Raw genomic sequence first — 18,739 nt, 5'->3', positions numbered from 1 at the left:
ACGTCGTCAGCGCTGCCAGATGCCGCTGTCGATGAAATTAGCCCACACGTCGGCGGGGAACGCCAAGATCGGACCCCGGCCGTTGTCCTTCGTGTCGCGCACCAGCGTGACAGCTGGGTCGTGCCGAACCTCGACACACTCTTTGCCAGCATCGGAGAAGCTCGACTTGTACCACTCGCTCATTACCGGCTTCTTCATGCCGTGTGCTCCTTTGCGATTCGCACCAGCAAGTCCCTGGTGTCCTGCGCTGTCAACGCTACAGCCCGAAGACCGGCGATTGCTTCACGATATTCGTCGACCTCTTCGTCGTGCTCGTGGAGAACGCTGCCGATGGCGCCTTCTGCGTATACCACTGGCGGCAAAGTCATCCCACTCGTGCCTTTGGGCAGATGGAGCAGGATGAACTGCTGTATGACAAGCCCTGGGTGTGGGCCGAGAGCGAACGGTAGCGCCCGGATCTCGACATTGTCCCGATCGCCAACTTCGGCGAGCCACCGCAGTTGCGCTGACATGACCTCCGGCAGTCCGGGCCTGTTCCACAAAACCGCTTCGGATATGAACGCCTCCAACCGAAAACCGGCATCGTCCAACCGTGTTTGCCGCTTTTGAGTGAGCTCGACCCGTCGTTCTACGTCCACTGCGGACAGGCGCGGCAGGGTGACGCGGACGATTTCCCGCCGGTAGTCAGCGGTCTGCAGCAAGCCGGGCACGATTACCGGTTGGTAGGTAATGATCCGATCTGCCACTCCTTCGAGCCGGAGGAGCTTCTCGAAGTTCGGCGCGACTTGGTCGCTGTACGGCTGCCAGAACCCTTTCGAGTTCCCCTGCGCCTTGGCCGCATTGTCCTGTGCTCGAACCTCTTCCAGAAGCCTGAGCGCCTTGGCCTGGTCCTCCGGGGAAGCGTGGTAGTACTCGAGCAGGTCCTTGATCTGCGGCCTGGTGAGCTTGGTCGGCGAGCCATCCTCCATTCGCATCAGGACAAATCGTGTGACCTCGAGGTGGGCCGCCGCGGTCGACAGGGCCGTACGAGGTGCTTTTGATCGCACAGATTTCATGAAGTTTCCGAAATCCATGCGAGAGACCGTCAAACCGGCCATTTCGTTAGCCTCGCTATCTGGGAAACGTTCTCTACGCACATGTGCGTTCCGCACCTCAATCTTATTTCACGCGACTGTATGCCATGCACGTATTACCGCAGCACTTTTCGGCGCATGCTTAGTGCATGGCACCTGACGGCGACCGGGTCGGACCCGCCGTAGTGGAATGAATCCGAAAGCAACAGGAGTCGAAATGGCTTGGGATGCTTGGGCTTTGATGCTCTTGACGATCGTTGAGGCAGGTGTCTTCATCGCCCGCCTGGGCGAGGATATAAGAAATTCCGGTCGGTACGGAAATAGAGGCCGTGGCCGTCACCGACGCGGACGCAAGCAAATTGGCGAGCACCGGGAGGTGAATGGGTCGTGGACATCTACGAACGGCTGGAAAATTGCGATGTCGGGGAGCGGGAACCGGCGATGACGTCAGCGGAGGCGATGGAATCGCTTGTGTTGCATCAGGATTGCCTGACCGCGATGTGCGAGCGGAAGAATGGCGGCGCGGCAGATCATCAAGACCGACGCGGAGAAGATCGAGTCCGCGACGGTCATTCGGTTTCCGGCGAGTCGAATGGAGCCCGGTTGTGGCACGTGTGATCCGTAATCGGCATCGGGCACCCTATCGGCGGCCCGCCACGCTCGCCGAGGCGAAGAGCGGACTCGATCGGCATCGGGCGTGCGTGGACGACTGTGCGGCGAAGAAGTCTTATGAGCGCGCCGTCCAGGCGATGGTTCGCGGGCCTGGTCTCGGCTGGAACATCTGGCGAGCGGACACCGGCCGGGCTCGGTGAAAAAAGTGGCGCATCACCGGACGGTGATGCGCCACTTACAGTTTCGCGACTGCGGTGTCAGCCGCGGATCTTGGCCGCGACCGAGGTCACGGCGGTCTCGGCCGGGAGTTCCTCGGCGGTGCCGGCGAAGCGGTCGCGGAGTTCGATCTTGCCCTCGGCCCAGCCGCGGCCGACGACCACGATGTAGGGCATGCCGAGGAGTTCGGCGTCCTTGAACTTCACGCCCGGCGAGGCGGTGCGGTCGTCGAGGAGGACCTCGAAGCCGAGGGAATCGAGTTCGGCGGCAACCTGTTCGGCGCCGGCGCGGGCGCCCTCGTCCTTGTTCGCGATGACGACATGGACGTCGAAGGGTGCGACCTCGCGGGGCCAGCGCAGGCCCTTGTCGTCGTGCATCTGCTCGGCGAGCACGGCGACCATGCGGGACACGCCGACGCCGTAGGAACCCATGGTGAGACGGACCGGCTTGCCGTTCTCGCCCAGCACGTCGACCTCGAACGCGTCGGTGTACTTCTGGCCCAGCTGGAAGATGTGGCCGATCTCGATGCCGCGAGCGGCCTCCAGGACGCCGCGGCCGTCGGGCGAGGGATCGCCGTCGCGGACCTCGGCGGCCTCGATGGTGCCGTCGGGGGTGAAGTCGCGTCCGGCGACCAGGCCGACGTAGTGCTTGCCCTGCTCGTCGGCGCCGGTGATCCAGCCGGTGCCGGAGACCACGCGCGGGTCGACGAGGTAGCGGATGCCGTTGGCCTGCAGGGCCTTCGGGCCGATGTAGCCCTTCACCAGGAACGGGTTGGCCTTGAAGTCGGTCTCGTCGAGCATTTCCACCTCGGCCGGCTCGACGGACGCCCCGAGGCGCTTGTCGTCGACCTCACGGTCGCCGGGGATGCCGACGCCGAGGATCTCGGTCTTGCCGTCGGGGTAGCGCAGCTTGACCATGACGTTCTTGAGGGTGTCGGCGGCGGTCACCTCGCGACCCAGCACGTCGGCGGCGTTGGCCCAGTCGACCAGCGTCGCGATGGTCGGCGTGCCGGGGGTTTCGTGGACGACGGCGTCGGCCTGGCCCTCCAGCGGGATCGCCGCGGGCGCGGCGGTGACCACGGCCTCCACATTTGCGGCGTAACCGGATTCGCGGCAGATGACGTAGGTGTCCTCGCCGACGGGGCTGTCGGCCAGGAACTCCTCCGACGCCGAGCCGCCCATGGCGCCGGAGGTGGCGGCCACGATGACGTATTTGACGCCCAGGCGGTCGAAGATCTTCTGGTAGGCCTCGCGGTGAGCGTTGTAGCTGTTCTTCAGCCCGTCCTCGTCGAGGTCGAAGGAGTACGAGTCCTTCATGATGAACTCGCGCCCGCGCAGGATGCCCGCGCGCGGACGGCCTTCGTCGCGGTACTTGGTCTGGATCTGGTACAGCGTGACCGGCAGATCCTTGTAGGAGCTGTACTCGCCCTTCACGGTGAGGGCGAACAGCTCCTCGTGGGTGGGGCCGAGCAGGTAGTCCTGACCCTTGCGGTCCTTGAGGCGGAACAGGCCGTCGCCGTACTCGGTCCAGCGGTTGGTGGTTTCGTACGGTTCGCGCGGCAGCAGCGCCGGCAGCGAGATCTCCTGGGCCCCGATCGCGTTCATCTCCGACCGGACGACATCCTCGACCTTGCGCAGCGTGCGCAGGCCGAGCGGCAGCCACGAGTAGACGCCTGGCGCGATGCGACGCACGTAACCGGCACGCACCAGCAGCTTGTGGCTGGGTACCTCGGCGTCGGCGGGGTCGTCGCGCAGGGTGCGCAGGAACAGCTGGGAGAGACGGGTGATCACGGCTCAACACAGTAGCCCCTGCTCGCGGACAGTTCACAAGGCATTACCGTGTTGGCTCGTGCTGGTGCTGCTGCCTCCCTCAGAAACCAAGTCCGACGGTGGTTCGGGCGGTCCCCTGGACCTGGATTCCCTCGCGATGCCGCAGCTCACGGCCGTGCGCGACAAACTCGTCACCGAGGTGATCGCGCTGGCCGCCGATCCCGACGCCTCGCGTGCCGCGTTAGCACTGGGCAAGGGGGCTGACGCGGAGATCGCACGCAATGCCGCCCTGCGCACCTCCGCCACCCGCCCGGCCCTGGACCGCTACACCGGCGTGCTCTACGACGCGCTCGACGCGGCCCGGTTCACCAAGGCCCAGCGCGCCAAGGCCGAGGCGCGCCTGGGCATCGGCTCGGCGCTGTTCGGAGTGATCCGCGCGGGCGATCCGATTCCGGCCTACCGGCTTTCGGGCGGGTCGAAGCTGCCGGGTCTGCCGACGCTGCAGTCGCTGTGGAAGGCGGTGCTGCCGGCGGCGCTGCGCGCGGAGGCGGCCGGGCATCTGGTGGTGGATCTGCGGTCGGGCACCTATCAGAATCTGGGCCGGGTCCCGGGCGCGGTCACCGCGACGGTGCTGACCGAGCGTCCGGACGGGAAGCGAACCGTGGTGAGCCACTTCAACAAACACCACAAGGGCCTGCTGGCGCGGGCGCTGGTGCTGTCGAGGTCGGAGCCGTCGGATATCGACGGGCTGGCCCGGGTGGCCGAGAAGTCCGGGCTGCGCACCGAGATCGCCTCGCCGACCGAGCTGCTCATCATCACCTCCTGAGTACCCCGCTTTCCTATCCGGGACTTCGCTCGGCCGCGGCGGTCCCGCTGGCTAGAGTGGCCTGGTGGAACCCAAAGACCTGGATCCGGAAGTGCTCGAGCTGGCGAGCAAGATCTTCGATCTGGCCCGCAGCGGCGATGCCGCCACCCTGGGCGCCTACCTCGACGCCGGGGTGCCGGTGAACCTGACCAACGACAATGGCGACACGCTGCTCATGCTGGCCGCCTACTACTCGCACCCGGAGGCGGTGAACGCCCTGCTGGAACGCAAGGCGGACCCGAACTTCGGCAACGACAAGGGCCAGACCCCCTTGTCCGGCGCGGTGTTCAAGGGCTCGGACGAGATCGTCCAGGCCCTGCTCGCCGCCGGGGCCGATCCGAACGCGGGCAGCCCGTCCGCGCGCGACGCGGCCGAGATGTTCGGGCAGACCAAGTATCTGGCGCTGTTCGACAAGTAGTTCGAACCAACTCTCGTAGCTCTCAGGGGCTTCGCCCCGAACCACCAGGAGAATTTCGGGGGCTCCGCCCCCGAACCCCTTCGAAGGCGCGACGTCCGGCCTGCGGACAAGTTCGCGACGCAGGCCGGACTCTCGCGGGTTCCGACCCGTTACTGGGTCCGCTGGTAAGTGCGGAAGGCCGACAGCGCCCAGAGGAAGGCGAGCGCTGCCAGGGCGGTCAGGTAGCCGAGGTGGGCGGTCACGAAGCCTGCGTCGGCGGTGCCCGCCAGGCCGGTGCGGCCGATGTCGACCGCCCAGGTCACCGGGTTGAACTTGGAGATGGCCTGGACCCAGCCCGGCATGAGGGAGGTGGCCATCATGCCCGAGGACAGGAAGGTCAGGGGCAGGATGATGAGCTGGGACATTCCGATCAGGGCGATCTGGCTGCGGGAGATCAGGGCCAGGGCCACCGAGCCCGCGCAGAAGACGGCCGCCAGCAGGGTGGCCGCGATCAGTGCCAGCGCGATGCCGGTCACGCCGCCGGGATAGCGTGCGCCGCCGGCGAATCCGATGAGCAGGACCAGCGCGGACTGGACCAGGCCGATGGTGAGCTGCACGCCGAGCTGGCCCGCCACCACCGCACTGCGCGAAATCGGTGCGGTGAGCAGCTGATTCATCACGCCGTTGTCGATGTCCTCGATGTATCCGGTCCCCGCCCAGACGCCCGAGTAGAGCACGGTCATCATGAGCACGCCGGGCGCCAGGAAGGTGATGTAGTTGGCCGCCCCGAATCCCGGGATGTCGCCGACGGATTCGAAGACCTGCCCGAACAGCAGGATCCACACGATGGGCTGCAGCAGCGCCGCGAACACGCCCCAGGATTCCCGCAGGGTGTTCACCATCCAGCGCCGGAAGATCTGCCCGGCCGCCACCGGCCAAGCAGCCGTGGGGTTTTCGCGGGTGAGCGGCAGATCGCAGGTGAGCGCGGTCATGCCGCCACCTCCGCCCGGTCGCGGTTGTTGTCGGCCCGGTACGAGCGGCCCGCGTAGTGCAGGTACACATCGTCGAGGGTGGGCCGGGAGATGGAGACCGCGCCGAAACCGATGGCGGCGGCATCGAATTCGGAGATGACCCGGCCGACGATACCGGAGGGGTCGTCGGTGCGGGCGATGAGCTTGCCGTTGGGCCCGTCCCGCTCGACGACGATATCCCGCAGTGCCGGAATGGATTCCCCGATCGCGCGCACGGCGGCCACATCCGGCGCGATGAGTTCGACGGTGAGGGTGTCGCCGTCGAGAGTCGACTTCAGTTGCGCCGGTGTGCCTTCGATGACCGCGCGCCCGTGATCGATGATGACCAGGCGATCGGCCAGTTCGTCGGCCTCCTCCAGATAGTGGGTGGTGAGCACCACGGTGAGGGCCGCCTCGGTGGACAATCGCCGGATCTCCGACCACATCTCGGCCCGGGCCTGCGGGTCCAGGCCGGTGGTCGGCTCGTCCAGGAACAGCACCGACGGCGTGTGCACCAGTCCAACGGCGACGTCGAGTTTGCGCCGCATGCCGCCGGAGAGCTTGGACACCTTGCGGTTTCGCGCCTCGGTGAGCTGGAACTGATCGAGCAGCCCGTTGGCCCGGGTCACCGCGTCGTGGCGGGTCAGGCCGTGCAGGCGCGCGGCCATGACCAGATTCTCGAAGGGCGTCTGCCGCGGGTCGGCGCCCGAGCCCTGCGAGACGTAGCCGATGCGATGCCGGATGGCGGCCGCGTCCGCGGTGACATCGAATCCGGCCACCCGCGCGGTCCCGGAATCGGCCCGCGACAGGGTGGTGCAGATCTTGGTGGTGGTGGACTTGCCCGCCCCGTTGGGGCCGAGCATGCCGTAGACGGTGCCGGCGGCAATGCTGAAACTCAGGCCGTCGAGGGCCCGCACATCGGGCCTGCGGCGGCCGCCGGGATAGGTTTTGACCAGGTCGTGCACCTCGACCGCGGCCGAGGGCATGGGTGTGACGGACATGGTTGTTCGTTCCTCGTCAGGTGTGGCGAACGACCACGGGACCGGTGGATATGCTGGGAATGCGGTTCGAGCATCCGGCGGTTCGCCGTCGGTCGTTCGGATTCGGCGACGGCTCGGGTGTTGGCGCACCCGGGCCGTCGTTGTTACCGGGCCGATTGCCCGGCTCACGTCGGCGGTGTCGGCAACCCCCATTCCTCGAGCAGCTTGTCGCCGATGTCCGGGGGCACCCGGCCGGCGGGGTATCGGGCGGCCAGGTCGGCCATGGTGCGCCAGCCCTCGATGCCGCCCAGGTCATCGGATTCGATGCGGGCGGCCAGGGCGGCGGTGAAGTCGCGGTCGGCGGTGAGCATGTACATCTCGTAGTTGCCCTCGATGAGCAGCACTTCGGGCAGCCAGGAGACGACGGCGTCGGTGGCGGCGCGGATCTCGGCGATCTGCTTGTCCAGCACCGCGACTCGCCGCCGCAGCAGGGCCGCGGCCTCGTCGGGTCCGAGCGCGGGCAGGAACGACAGCGCGGCCATGAACCGCGGGTATTCCTTCTCGGGTTCGGATATCCAGGCGCGCAACCAGTTCCGCATCTCGACGACACCGTCGGGGGTGATGCGGTACACGGTCCGCGCGGGCCGGTTGCCGTCCTGTTCGGCGCCCACGACCTCGAGGAAGCCTTGGTTCAGCAGCGATTCGACCACCGGGTACAGCGCGCCGTAATTGATCCGCACGCTGCCGTCCTTGCCGCGCTGTTTGAGGGTCTGCGAGATCTGATACGGGTGCATCGGCCGCTCCCAGAGCTGCACGAGTACGGCCAGCGCCAGGGGATTGACCCGTCGGAACGCCCGCGTCCCGGCCATACTCACCCCGATTACTCTGATCAGAGTATTGCTTACTCTGGCCAGAGTACTCCCCCGCCAACGGCCCAGCAAGGACGGAATGTGGGACGAGCAGAAAATGCCGGACATGCCGTGCTCAATTGGTCGCACGTCCAATAGTTGACGCGTTCATCTATTTCTCATTCAATTTCGCCACACTGGTTACTCACCGGTAATCCCCCGCGCGATGCATAACCGTGACAGATTTTCTTCGAAGTACCACCAGCCGCCGAACGGTCCTCGCCGGAGCGGGAGCCCTCGCGGTCGGCGCGGCCCTCGGATCGACGGCCCCACGCGCCTCCGCCGCCCCGCTGCCCGCGCCCGCGGATTCCGGTATCGACCACATCATCGTGGTGATGATGGAGAACCGCTCGTTCGACCACTACCTGGGCTGGCTGCCCGGAGCGAACGGCAGGCAGGCCGGGTTGACCTTCACCGACCGTAACGGGGTGGCACACAACACCTTCCACCTGGCGACCACGCAGGGCTGCCAGTACAACGATCCCGACCACTCCTTCGAGGGCGGCCGCGTCGAGTACAACGACGGCAAGTGCGACGGCTGGCTGCGCGCGGGAACCAACGACGAATTCTCGATCGGCTATTACGAGCGGGGCGATCTCGGCTTCTACGGAAATGCCGCGCCCGCGTGGACGGTGTGCGACAACTACTTCTCGGCGATCATGGCCGAAACCTATCCGAACCGCTTCTATCAGCATGCCGCGCAAACGGACCGCATTCACAATTCGACGACCATCTCGACCCTGCCGACCATCTGGGATCGCCTGGCGGCGGCCGGTATTCAGGGCCGCTACTACTTCTACGACGCACCGTTCCTGGCGCTGTGGGGCAGCAAGTACCTGTCCATCTCGCGACCGTTCGCGACCTTCCTGACCGATTGCGCGGCCGGGACGCTGCCCGCGGTCTCCTTCGTCGATCCCAAGTTCCTCGACGAGGACACCGGCACCTCGGCCGACGATCATCCGCACGCCGATATCCGTGCCGGACAGGCGTTCCTGAACCAGGTCTATCAGGCCGTCGCCAACAGCCCGGCCTGGTCGCGCACCCTGCTGATCATCAACTACGACGAGTGGGGCGGCTTCTTCGACCACGTGCCGCCGCAGGTCGCGCCGGATGCCAACCCGGACTGGGGGCTGCGCGGATTCCGGGTGCCGTGCCTGGTGATCTCGCCGCTGGCGCGGCGCGGGCACGTGGCCCACGAGGTCTACGACCACACCTCGGTGCTCAAGGCGATCGAATGGCGATGGGGGCTGCCGTCCCTCACCCCGCGCGACGCCGCCGCACGCAATATCGCCGAGGTGCTCGACTTCGGCAGCGCCCCGAATCTCGCTGCGCCGCAATGGAATGTGCCGCCCGCGCCGCCGGGAGTGTGCGCCCCGGCCGTGGTCGCCGACTTCGAGCAGTGGAATACCCTGCGCGCCGTGGCCGCATCGACGGGATGGAGTCTGTGATGCGCCGGCTCGGCCAACTCATCGTGGTGCTGGTGTTCACGATCGCCGCGCTGGCCGTCGGCTACGGCCCGCACGCGACCGCTGATCCCGGCGCGCCGCACATCTTCGTGATCCAGCTGGAGAACAAGGGATACGACGAGACCTGGGGACCGGCGTCGGCCGCACCGTATCTGAGCAAGACCCTGCGGTCGGAGGGGGTGCTGCTGAGCCAGTACTACGGCATCGGGCACAACAGTCTGGACAATTACATCGCCCAGCTGTCCGGTCAGGGACCGAATGCCGAGACGCAGGCCGACTGCCAGATCTACAGCGACTTCGCCGGCGCCGGAACGGTTCCGCCCGGCCAGGCGGTCGGTCAGGGCTGCGTGTACCCCGCGTCGGTGCCGACGCTCGCCGGGCAGCTGACGGGGGCGGGCCGCAGCTGGAAGGGCTACATGGAGGATATGGGCACGCCCTGCCGCCATCCGGCCCTGAACAGCCAGGACACCACCCAGAAGGCGAGCGTCGCGAGCCAGTACGCGGCCCGGCACAACCCGTTCGTGTACTTCCACGAGATCATCGACTCGCCCGCCTGCCAGCAGCAGGTGGTCGATCTCGGTGCGCTGAAGAGCGATCTGGCACAGCCGGATACGACGCCGAACTTCGCCTACATCACCCCGGACCTGTGCGACGACGGGCACGACTCCCCCTGCGTCACAGGCGCTCCGGGCGGGCTTGCATCGGCGGATCTCTGGCTGCGGGAGTGGGTTCCGGTGATCACCTCGGCGCCGGCCTTCCAGCAGAACGGGATCCTGATCATCACCTTCGACGAATCCGATGGGCCGCAACAGGATTCCTCGGCGTGCTGTGGCGAGGGTCCCGGCCCGAACAGTGCCCTGCCGGGTATCGCCGGCCTGGGCGGCGGCCGGGTCGGCGCCCTGGTCATCTCACCCAAGTCGGTGACGCCGGGCACCTTCAGTGACACGCCGTACAACCACTATTCGCTGCTGGCGAGCATCGAGGATCGATTCGGCCTGCCGTATCTGGGCTATGCCGCCGCACCGGGTCTGCCGCGCTTCGGAACCGACGTGTTCAACCGGAGGAACTGACGCGGCCGCCGGCCGGGGTGCTGCCGAGCAGGGGCGGGCAGCACCCCGGCCGTTGCGCTACTGCTGCGCGGTATGTCCCGGCAGCACGCAGACGGCGTCGAGGCCGAGCACGTGATTGAGGCGGCCGAAGGCCAGCCAGGAGCCGAGGCACATCGACAACTCGACGATCTCGGCGTCGGAGTAGAGCGTCTTCATCCGCTCGAAGAACTCGTCGTCGAGGTTGTGGTGGTCGAGGGCGTAGCGCTCGGCGTACTCGGCGGCCATCCGGGTGCGGTCGTCGAAGGATTCGGTGGTGCGCCACTCGGTCACGTCGTCGGCGAAGGACTCCTCGACCTTCTCGCCATTGCGATCGGTGCGCCAGTCCAGGCAGAACAGGCAGCCGTTGATCTGGGCGATGCGCAACCGCGCGGCCTCGAATTCGCGCAGTCCCAGGGTGCTGTGCGAGTAGACGGCGAGGGAGAAGTTGGAGGCCGCCACGCCGATGCCGGGCACCATTTCGCCCCACACGTAGCCGATGGGGTCCTTGCCCTCGGGAATGTCGATGATCATGCCGATGGGTTCCTTCCGAGAGTGCCGAACGGCAGCGGGACGTCGAGGGCGTCGTAGAGGCCGGGCTCGGCGTCGGCCAGCCACGGGATGGCGTTCACCAATCTGCCCACGGCGGTGGCGTTTCCGCCCGCCGAGTGGTTGCCGTCCTCGTCGGTGGCCTGGACGGTGATCTCGATGCGCGGGCGGCCCTCGATGAGCACGCGGTGCGCGCCCGCACCGCTGGGCGGGTGCGGCCAGTCGGGGGCGCAGCTCGCATGGATGCGGGTGATGTGCTCGATGACGATCCGTGGGCTGCCGTCGACGATGCCCTGCACCTCGAAGCGCACCGCGCCCTGGGTGCCCGCCTCGAATTTGCCCATGCGCTCGGTTTCGACGGTCTCGTCCAGCGCGCGCCGCTCCACCACCTCGCGAATGTCGGTGAGCGCCACGCCCAGTCCGCGCGCGATCATCCGAATCTGACCGCCCCACACCATGGTCGGGATGGTGGGCGCGAGCATCGGTGGCTGATAGTCCAGAGGCTGGCCCATGCCGACCAGGTAGCGCACCGAGTCGGGCTGGTCGTAGGTGGAGTAGTCGAAGATCTCCTGGCAGCGCAGCACATCCACGCTGCTGCCGAGGCCGCTCATGAGCAGCGGCAGGACATCGTTGCCCCAGCCGGGGTCGATGCCGGAGACGAACAGGGCGCCGCCACCCTCCGCGATGGCCGCCGACACCCGGTCCTGCAGTTCGATCGGGGCGCTGCGGTGGTCGTAGAGCGCGTAGAGCGCGGGCGTGACCACCACGGCCCCGGTGCGCAGGGCGCGTTCGATATCGGCGAGGGCGTCGTCGGGACGGATGTCGCCGGAGGCGGCGTACACGATGGCGCGGGGTCCGGCCGCGAGCGCGGCGTCGACATCGGCGGTCGCCGCGATCCCTACCGCGGTGTCCAGCCCGGCCAGATCACCGGCGTCGCGGCCGACCTTGGCCGGGTTGTGGACCAGGACGCCGGTCAGCTCCAGGCCGGGATGCGCCGCAACGGCCCGGATGGCGGCACGGCCGACATTGCCCGTGCCCCAGACCAGGGTGGAAATCATGTCCGAAACGTAGCAAATGCTTGGTAGGTAGATGTCCGATTCGGCTACATTGCGGTATGGATTTTGCAGCTCTCGAATCGATTCGCGCACTCAAGTATCGCTACCTGCGCACGTTGGACCTGAAGCAGTGGGACGAGTTCGGGGACACGCTCTGCGCGGACATCGTCGGGTCCTACGGATCGCCGTCGGGCGGACTGCCGGCCCAGTTCACCAGCCGCGACCAGATCGTGGATTTCATGCGCGGCGCGCTCAGCGGGAACATCATCACCGTGCACGTCGCCAACCACCCGGAAATCACGGTCGACGGCGATACCGCTTCCGGCAGTTGGTGTCTGGAGGACACCGTGATCGCCGCCGACTACGGCCTGCTGATCCGCGGCGCGGCCTACTACCACGACACCTACCGCCGCGAGGACGGCGTCTGGCGCATCGCGAGCACCGGCTACCAGCGCATCTACGAATCCAAGATGTCCACCGACGCGCTGCCCGGCTACGCCCTCACCGCCAACCGCTGGGCCCCGGCCGCCGAACCCCAGCAGGGCTGACGCAGTCCGCACCGGCCGAGGGCGCGGCATCGCCTGCCGGAGGCGATCAGAAGGGCGGGGCGGCAGCGGCTCGATGGGCGGGGCGAGCAGTTCTCCCGAACGCTCGGCGGTGAGGACCTCCGCGGGATCCAGCATGATGATCTCGCGCTGGGATTCGTCGATCTCCCACACGTCCTCGCCGACCAGCCGGCCCTGGTCGTCGCAGGGCCGGACAAGCGGAACTCGCGATCGGCAGACCGGTTGGAGAGCGCCGCTCGGCAACCGAGCTCGCACTCCACCTCGCCAATGCCATCGGGATCGTGGACGGCGAAATCCCCCGGACGAGCATCCGATGACGCAGCCGTCCGGGATGCCTACGGCCCGTGGATCTTTCGAGGTGCCGCGCTGGCCGGATCGGTCAGCGCGGTCAGCGGTGCGGGCTCAGGCGGTTATCTTTCCCAGGGAGAGGTCGCGGCGCAGCACCTTGCCGGTGGCATTGCGCGGCAAGGGATCCGCGGTGACCAGCCAGCGGGCGGGCACCTTGAAGTAGGCCAGCTGCTTGGCCACGTGATCACGCAACTCGTCCTCCGACAACGACTCCGGGTCGTCGACCACCACGATCGCGGCGACTTCCTGGCCGAGGTCCTCGTGCGGGACACCGATCACGGCCGACTCCCGCACCAGCGGGTGCTCGTCGAGGACGTTCTCGATCTCCTGCGGGTAGACGTTCTCCCCGCCACGCAGGATCAGATCCGAACGACGACCGCAGATGTAGAGCTTGCCACCGCGCAGGGTGCCGTAGTCGCCGGTGCGCAGCCAACGATTCTCGTCGATGGCGGCATTGGTGGCGTCCTCGTTGTTCCAGTAGCCGAGCATCACGTACGGGCTGCGGATACAGATCTCGCCCTCTTCACCGTCGGGCACCGGCTTGCCGTCGGGGCCGCGGACCTCGATCGAGACACCGACCACGGCCCGGCCCACGGTTTCGTTGTCGGCGGCCAGTTCCGGCGGGGTCGCCACGGTCGCGGCCGTACCGGACTCGGTGCACCCGTAACTGGTGGTCAGGCCCTGCAACGCGACCGGGAACCGCTCACGCAGCCGCTGCACCAGAACCGGCGACGACGGCGCGGAATTGAGCGAGAACGCCGTCAACGACGACAGATCGTACTTCGAGATATCCACGCCCAGAATGCGACTGGCCAACGTCGGCACCGCCGCCCAATTGGTGACCTTCTCCGTCTCGACCAACCTCAACAGCGATTCGGCGTCGAACTCACCCGAGGTCGGGAACACCACCGCGTCACCGGTGGCCAAACGCGGGACCGACAGGTTGTGCAGGCTCGCGATATGGAACAACGGCATCGTCGCCAGATAGCGGCGGCCCGCCGGGGAGCCGTCCCACCCCTGGCCACGGAAACCGGCAGCCAGGGCGTCCATGAACCGGTGATAGTCGGCCACCGCGACCATGTTCTGCTGGGTGTGCACCACACCCTTCGGACGACCCGTGGTCCCGGAGGTGTAGAGGATGATCGCCGGATCGTCCTCGCCCACCTCCACACTCGGGTTACCGCCGGCGAATTCCGCGATCAACGCGGGCAGGTCGGTTTCCATGGTCAGCACCGGGATGTCGGTGCCGGTCTCCGCGGCCAGCCCAGCCCGTTTGGCGTCGGCGATCACCACCTTCGGAGCCGAATGCTCGAGACCGTAGGCGATCTCACGCGGCACCCACCACGCGTTGTAGCCGACCGGGATCGCACCCAGCCGCTGCGCGGCCCAGAACGTCAACACCCACTCCGGAGCGTTCGCGGCCAGAATCCCGATCCGGTCACCCTTGCCCACGCCATAGCGTTCGGCCAAAGCCGCGGCCAGCGCGCCCGCGGCGGCGTAGTGCTCGGCGAAGCTGTAGCGGGTCCGCGCCGACACCAGATACTCGAGATCGCCCAGCTCACGGGAGGCTTCCAGCAACTCCAGCAGCGAACCGTGACGATGCTTGAACACCGGCAACGACACACCCAGCACCGGCTCGACCGCCATCTCGAACGGCCCACCCGGCCCGGTCAGCTTCCCGGCCACCTGCGCGGCCAGCGCCTGCAGATCAACAGCATTGGTCATGAATCAAGTCCTCGAATCCGATTACGCGAACATTCGCAGCTTGCCCGAGTGAGGCCCGTCACGCACACCCCTCGACTGTGCCGAAGGTCGCATTCAGAAGTAAGCCAGCACAATCGCGACCCCTGAACCGCGGGCCCGCGGTGGTGACCGAATCGGGCCGCCCGGCGACCTCTGGACCAGCGCCGTTCCCACCCCCAGGTCTTCGCAGACTGTGGCTACGACCTGGTGTTCTCATCGGTGCCGACACGGCGAGGGTGACACCGTCTCCCATCCCCCGCACGAGGCATGGCCGCCCCCTTGCGGTGGGTGCTGCCGGGCATTGACGGCGGCGACGCCGGAGCCGGTCGCGCCCCCGCTATTGATTCAAACAATGATTCAATCAGTGATTGAAAGCATGGTTAACTGCTCCCATGACCGAGAAACTCTCGTCGGACACCCGCGTTCGATCGCTCACCGCGGCAGGAGGCTTGTTGCCGACCGAGACCCATGACGCGTTTTCCGTGCGTTCGAATTGCGCCCATGAGACGTCCCAGCGGCAGCCGAACCGTTGCCTGATCATCACCACTCTCCCGGAGGTCCGAGCATGAACAAGCGAGTAGCCGGCAAAGTTGCTCTCATCAGCGGTGGCGCGCGCGGAATGGGCGCAGCACACGCCCGTGCGCTGGTCGAGCACGGCGCCAGTGTGGTGATCGCCGATCTACTGGAAGCCGAAGGGAAGGCGCTGGCAGGCGAACTGGGTTCGGCGGCCCGCTTCGCGCATCTCGATGTGACCGATCCCAGCAGCTGGAAGCAGGCTGTAGGCGCGGCCGTCGAGGAGTTCGGTTCGCTGACGGTCCTCGTGAACAATGCCGGAATCGTCAACGGCAACACCATCATCGACTACGAACTCGCGGCCTGGCGACAGATCGTCGACGTCAACCTGACCGGCACTTTCCTCGGCATTCAGGCGTCGGCCAAGGCGATGATGGACGCCGGCGTCGGCTCGATCATCAATATATCCTCGGTGGAAGGCCTGCGTGGAAGCCCTGGACTGCACGGCTACACCGCCACCAAGTTCGCCGTGCGAGGCCTGACCAAATCAGCCGCACTTGAACTGGCCCCGCACAACATTCGGGTGAACTCGGTCCATCCCGGCATGGTGCGAACACCGATGACACAGGGCATCCCCGAGGACTTCCTGCAGATCCCGCTCGGACGTGCCGCCGACTCCGACGAAGTCGCGAACCTCATCGTCTACCTGGCGAGCGACGAATCCAGTTACACCACAGGTGCCGAACACGTCATCGACGGCGGGCTGATTGCCGGCGTGCCGCACAAGACGTTCGGATAACCGAGCAGGACCGAGAACAGAGAGCCACCTGCCCCCGCAACGCATGCGGCCCGATACCGGTTATCGGCGCGGATGTCCGGCCGCGGCGTGACCAGTTCGGACCACGCTCAACTCGGCAGGATAGTGCGTTGCGTCAGCCTCGAATCGGCACGGCCGGTTGATCTTCCGCCGTCGACCGCGCCGACCAGTTCGGTCAGCGCGGTCCACGGCAACAGCGGGCACTCCCGAAGGCACGACAACCACGATGACTCTGGTCTGTCCACCTTCGGACGCCTGTGCCACTTCGACCCACGTGTCGAAGCAGGGCGCGCAGGATCATTCGCTAGATGCTGCTTCGCCGCCATCTACCACCTCACGAGCAGTGTCTGGCGCCGAGAGCGGCGCCGGCGTGGCCGTCTCGTCACGATGGGCATCGATCGCGGCAAGAAAGCGCTCCACCGATTCTATTGACGTGTCGGCCATCTGGATCCTGGTGCCGTCGGGTAGATCGACGAGGAGACCCTTGATCCGGTAGCGGGCAACCCAATCCCGCAGGATTTCCACCAGCATCTTGACCGCCCCGCCTGCCCCCAGGGTCCCGAGCACCAGCGCGGTGAGTTCCATGACCGGTTCCGGCGGTCCGGTCAGTCCCATATCGTCATCGATGAACGCGCCATTGCCCAAACGCTTTGTGCGAGTACTGAGGTCATCCCACAGGATGTCGCTCGTGCTGTCGTCCGCCCAATACTTGATCCGCAACGAATCCTGACGCACGACGAAGCTCACCTCGATTGCGTCCTCGGTCGGTTCCGACTGGGACCCGCTGACATCCTCCGGCATGCTCACCGCCACAGCCTGCCATCACCACGTCGATACCGCCCGGCGCCGGCAGGCCCCGAGTGCGCGAACCGGAAGTGACTGAAGCGAACAGCACGCTCATCGGCATAGACGTTCTGCACCGCAACGGGTTCTAGCCGTCGGCGCCCCGCGCTGGCCGCGTCGGTCAGCGCGGTATGCGGCTTGACAGTGCGTTGGTAAGCGCAGGTTTTGGGTTGCCGTGGATTGTTCGAGACGGTGTATCCGAAGAAGCGAACCAGCTCTTGTAACGTGCGGTGGAGGGAGTCGTCACGGCGCGTACACCGACAATCTCAATGGATTGGAGCTCGCACAGCGGGATCCGCACGGGCGCCGGGTATCGATTTCTTAAGACCCTGCGCCCGCGCGTTTGGCCGATCAGAGGGGTGCCTGCTCGAGCTGAAAGACTTCCCTCAGTCGGGAGTTCAGATGCCGAGGGCCTTCAGCACGCCGCCGACCAACGGGATACCGTCCGCGCTGCCGGTTCCGCCTCCGGTGGCACAGCCGCTTGGGCCGGTCGGCGCGCTGCTGATCTGGACCAGGAACTGCTTGTGCCCCAAGATCATGCCGTCGGGAGCGCCGGTGTGGGCCCGCAGATCGAACTGCCCGGAGCTCTTGGGGGTGTACTGAACGGTCGCCACGCCGTTGGTGAACGTCGTCTTACCGATGACGGTGCCCTGGAAGCCGCCCGTGCTCTCTTCGATATAGACGTCGTTGCCAGCGAACGCAGACTGGTCGGAGCCCAGTGTGAACGTCAACGTGTATGTGGAGTTCGGGTGGGGCACCTGGCTGTTGATCGACATCTCGCCATTGGACAGACTGCCGCCGGTGGGCTCGCAGGGGGCGGGGCCCGGTGACTTCGGCAAGGTCGAGACCTGAATCGCGGGCCCACCGCCCGCTGTGATGAACTCGCCCGTCGCCGACCGCTCCACAACGTAGATGAAATGCTGGCCGGTGGTGGTCGGGTAGAAGCTCACCTGGGCGGTACCACCGCTGACGGTCCGCGGGCCACCGCCGACGAGGATGTAGGGCGTAGTAGTCCCGCCATCCAACTGGTAGTCATAGAAATAGACGTTGGCGTTCGCGTCGGTGACCGTTGCCGAGAGCGTGTAGACATTCGGATCGCCGCCGACACCGGGTGTCCACGTGGTGCCGGTGATATCCGCCGATGCGCCAGGCGCGACGAGTGCGCAGCTAGCGGCGGCGACTGCGAATCCGGCCATTGCCGAGCCCACCCGACGGATTCGATTCGTCTTCAAGTGAAGTTCGTCCCTTCGATTCGTGATCAAGTTGAACTAGTACGGACGCTGAAAACTGCCGAAAACCCTGGCACGCCAGGGCTTTCGGCAGGGTTGTACTACTTCTGAGCCGAGAGGCTGCTGAGGAGACCGCCGATCACCGGAATGGAACTCGCACTACCGGTTCCCGCCGGAGAAGCCGGAGTGGGCGTGCAGCTCGCGCCAGCTGGAGCGCTCGCGACAATGTTGATCGGCGCCGTGGTCAGCTGCGCGTTGCCCGGGTAGGTCCCATTGAAGTTAACGGCCCTGATGGACGTCGGCACTGCCTGCGAGGGCGTCCATTGCACTGTCACGTCCTTGCCGCTGGTCCAGGGCACAATGCCGATGGCACCGGCCGAAGGATTGCTGCCGGACGGAAGCTCGTAGTTGAAATTGATTGTGTTGTACGAAGGGTCCGTCTCCAACGCTGCCGCGTCAGCGGCTGGAATGGTGATCGTGTACGCCGTGCCGACGCAATAGGCTTGCGACGGTTGAATGGTCATGGCTGCTGATGCGGTCGTAGCCGAGACGATGGTGGCCACCCCCATCGCCGCAGCTGCGGCGATACCGACGGTCGAACGAGCAAGGACCGACATGTTCATACTTCCTTCTCCAGCGGTCGAAAATCCCCATGTATCAAGGGGACTGGCGCAGACTATCGCGAGTGACCGACA

Annotated in this window: 20 protein-coding genes; 7 read left to right on the top strand and 13 right to left on the bottom strand. The window is 66.4% G+C overall.

Annotated elements, in window-relative coordinates; translation table 11 throughout:
* Positions 1-6: 6 nt before the first annotated feature.
* Both ACQP1O_RS10800 and ACQP1O_RS10795 read right to left on the bottom strand, forming a co-directional pair.
* Positions 7-198: a DUF397 domain-containing protein gene (locus ACQP1O_RS10800; protein WP_433565674.1), complete on the bottom strand. Its 192-nt coding sequence runs from the start codon at positions 196-198 to the stop codon at positions 7-9.
* Positions 195-1,073 carry a DUF5753 domain-containing protein gene (locus tag ACQP1O_RS10795; RefSeq protein ID WP_433565673.1) on the bottom strand — a complete coding sequence of 293 codons (879 nt, stop codon included), beginning with the start codon at positions 1,071-1,073 and terminating at the stop codon, positions 195-197. The genes ACQP1O_RS10800 and ACQP1O_RS10795 overlap by 4 nt, the downstream gene beginning before the upstream one ends.
* Positions 1,074-1,460: 387 nt before the next feature.
* Between ACQP1O_RS10795 and ACQP1O_RS10790 the strand changes: the two genes are divergently transcribed.
* The gene (locus ACQP1O_RS10790) at positions 1,461-1,691 is read left to right on the top strand and encodes a hypothetical protein (protein ID WP_433565672.1); all 231 of its coding nucleotides are present in this window, start codon (positions 1,461-1,463) and stop codon (positions 1,689-1,691) included.
* A 251-nt stretch (positions 1,692-1,942) separates the two neighbouring features.
* Here ACQP1O_RS10790 and ACQP1O_RS10785 read toward each other — a convergent pair whose 3' ends face one another.
* A complete protein-coding gene (locus ACQP1O_RS10785) occupies positions 1,943-3,691 on the bottom strand; it encodes a proline--tRNA ligase (RefSeq protein ID WP_433565671.1) in 1,749 nt (582 codons plus the stop codon).
* A 58-nt stretch (positions 3,692-3,749) separates the two neighbouring features.
* Here ACQP1O_RS10785 and yaaA point away from each other — a divergent pair, with 58 nt between their 5' ends.
* Both yaaA and ACQP1O_RS10775 read left to right on the top strand, forming a co-directional pair.
* Positions 3,750-4,496: a peroxide stress protein YaaA gene (yaaA, locus tag ACQP1O_RS10780; RefSeq protein WP_379404757.1), complete on the top strand. Its 747-nt coding sequence runs from the start codon at positions 3,750-3,752 to the stop codon at positions 4,494-4,496.
* 64 nt (positions 4,497-4,560) lie between these two features.
* A complete protein-coding gene (locus ACQP1O_RS10775; protein ID WP_433565670.1) occupies positions 4,561-4,953 on the top strand; it encodes an ankyrin repeat domain-containing protein in 393 nt (130 codons plus the stop codon).
* Between the two features lie 149 nt (positions 4,954-5,102).
* Here ACQP1O_RS10775 and ACQP1O_RS10770 read toward each other — a convergent pair whose 3' ends face one another.
* The 3 genes from ACQP1O_RS10770 to ACQP1O_RS10760 form a co-directional block, all read right to left on the bottom strand.
* Positions 5,103-5,924, bottom strand: coding sequence for an ABC transporter permease (locus ACQP1O_RS10770; protein WP_433565669.1), 822 nt, complete (start codon positions 5,922-5,924; stop codon positions 5,103-5,105).
* Positions 5,921-6,943 carry an ABC transporter ATP-binding protein gene (locus tag ACQP1O_RS10765; RefSeq protein WP_433565668.1) on the bottom strand — a complete coding sequence of 341 codons (1,023 nt, stop codon included), beginning with the start codon at positions 6,941-6,943 and terminating at the stop codon, positions 5,921-5,923. Before ACQP1O_RS10765 ends, ACQP1O_RS10770 begins: the two co-directional genes overlap by 4 nt.
* A gap of 164 nt (positions 6,944-7,107) precedes the next feature.
* On the bottom strand, positions 7,108-7,791 hold the full coding sequence (locus tag ACQP1O_RS10760; RefSeq protein ID WP_433567646.1) for a PadR family transcriptional regulator: 684 nt from the start codon (positions 7,789-7,791) through the stop codon (positions 7,108-7,110).
* 215 nt (positions 7,792-8,006) lie between these two features.
* On the opposite strand from ACQP1O_RS10760, the gene ACQP1O_RS10755 reads away from it, so the two are divergent.
* Positions 8,007-9,278: an alkaline phosphatase family protein gene (locus tag ACQP1O_RS10755; protein ID WP_433565667.1), complete on the top strand. Its 1,272-nt coding sequence runs from the start codon at positions 8,007-8,009 to the stop codon at positions 9,276-9,278.
* Positions 9,278-10,366, top strand: a complete 1,089-nt coding sequence (locus tag ACQP1O_RS10750) for an alkaline phosphatase family protein (RefSeq protein WP_433565666.1) — start codon at positions 9,278-9,280, stop codon at positions 10,364-10,366. The genes ACQP1O_RS10755 and ACQP1O_RS10750 overlap by 1 nt, the downstream gene beginning before the upstream one ends.
* Positions 10,367-10,423: 57 nt before the next feature.
* On the opposite strand, the gene ACQP1O_RS10745 is transcribed toward ACQP1O_RS10750, so the two are convergent.
* Both ACQP1O_RS10745 and ACQP1O_RS10740 read right to left on the bottom strand, forming a co-directional pair.
* Positions 10,424-10,915 carry a carboxymuconolactone decarboxylase family protein gene (locus tag ACQP1O_RS10745; RefSeq protein ID WP_364625892.1) on the bottom strand — a complete coding sequence of 164 codons (492 nt, stop codon included), beginning with the start codon at positions 10,913-10,915 and terminating at the stop codon, positions 10,424-10,426.
* Positions 10,912-11,988, bottom strand: coding sequence for an NAD(P)H-dependent amine dehydrogenase family protein (locus ACQP1O_RS10740; RefSeq protein WP_379439505.1), 1,077 nt, complete (start codon positions 11,986-11,988; stop codon positions 10,912-10,914). Before ACQP1O_RS10740 ends, ACQP1O_RS10745 begins: the two co-directional genes overlap by 4 nt.
* Before the next feature lie 56 nt (positions 11,989-12,044).
* Here ACQP1O_RS10740 and ACQP1O_RS10735 point away from each other — a divergent pair, with 56 nt between their 5' ends.
* Positions 12,045-12,533: a nuclear transport factor 2 family protein gene (locus ACQP1O_RS10735; protein ID WP_354850854.1), complete on the top strand. Its 489-nt coding sequence runs from the start codon at positions 12,045-12,047 to the stop codon at positions 12,531-12,533.
* A 420-nt stretch (positions 12,534-12,953) separates the two neighbouring features.
* Here ACQP1O_RS10735 and ACQP1O_RS10730 read toward each other — a convergent pair whose 3' ends face one another.
* A complete protein-coding gene (locus ACQP1O_RS10730; RefSeq protein WP_433565665.1) occupies positions 12,954-14,624 on the bottom strand; it encodes a class I adenylate-forming enzyme family protein in 1,671 nt (556 codons plus the stop codon).
* 379 nt (positions 14,625-15,003) lie between these two features.
* Positions 15,004-15,297: a hypothetical protein gene (locus ACQP1O_RS10725; protein ID WP_433568027.1), complete on the bottom strand. Its 294-nt coding sequence runs from the start codon at positions 15,295-15,297 to the stop codon at positions 15,004-15,006.
* Between ACQP1O_RS10725 and ACQP1O_RS10720 the strand changes: the two genes are divergently transcribed.
* A complete protein-coding gene (locus ACQP1O_RS10720) occupies positions 15,208-15,954 on the top strand; it encodes a glucose 1-dehydrogenase (protein WP_433565664.1) in 747 nt (248 codons plus the stop codon). The genes ACQP1O_RS10725 and ACQP1O_RS10720 overlap by 90 nt on opposite strands.
* Before the next feature lie 315 nt (positions 15,955-16,269).
* Here ACQP1O_RS10720 and ACQP1O_RS10715 read toward each other — a convergent pair whose 3' ends face one another.
* From ACQP1O_RS10715 to ACQP1O_RS10705, 3 genes are all read right to left on the bottom strand, one after another.
* Positions 16,270-16,779, bottom strand: a complete 510-nt coding sequence (locus ACQP1O_RS10715; RefSeq protein ID WP_433565663.1) for a hypothetical protein — start codon at positions 16,777-16,779, stop codon at positions 16,270-16,272.
* Positions 16,780-17,213: 434 nt separating this feature from the next.
* Positions 17,214-18,011, bottom strand: a complete 798-nt coding sequence (locus ACQP1O_RS10710) for a hypothetical protein (RefSeq protein ID WP_433565662.1) — start codon at positions 18,009-18,011, stop codon at positions 17,214-17,216.
* 134 nt (positions 18,012-18,145) lie between these two features.
* Positions 18,146-18,667, bottom strand: coding sequence for a hypothetical protein (locus ACQP1O_RS10705; RefSeq protein WP_433565661.1), 522 nt, complete (start codon positions 18,665-18,667; stop codon positions 18,146-18,148).
* Between the last annotated feature and the right edge of the window lie 72 nt (positions 18,668-18,739).

It is taken from the genome of Nocardia sp. CA-151230 (assembly GCF_050942175.1).
Taxonomy (GTDB): Bacteria; Actinomycetota; Actinomycetes; order Mycobacteriales; family Mycobacteriaceae; genus Nocardia.
Note: the sequence above shows the minus strand (reverse complement) of the source record. Positions and strands in the feature narration are given on the sequence as shown.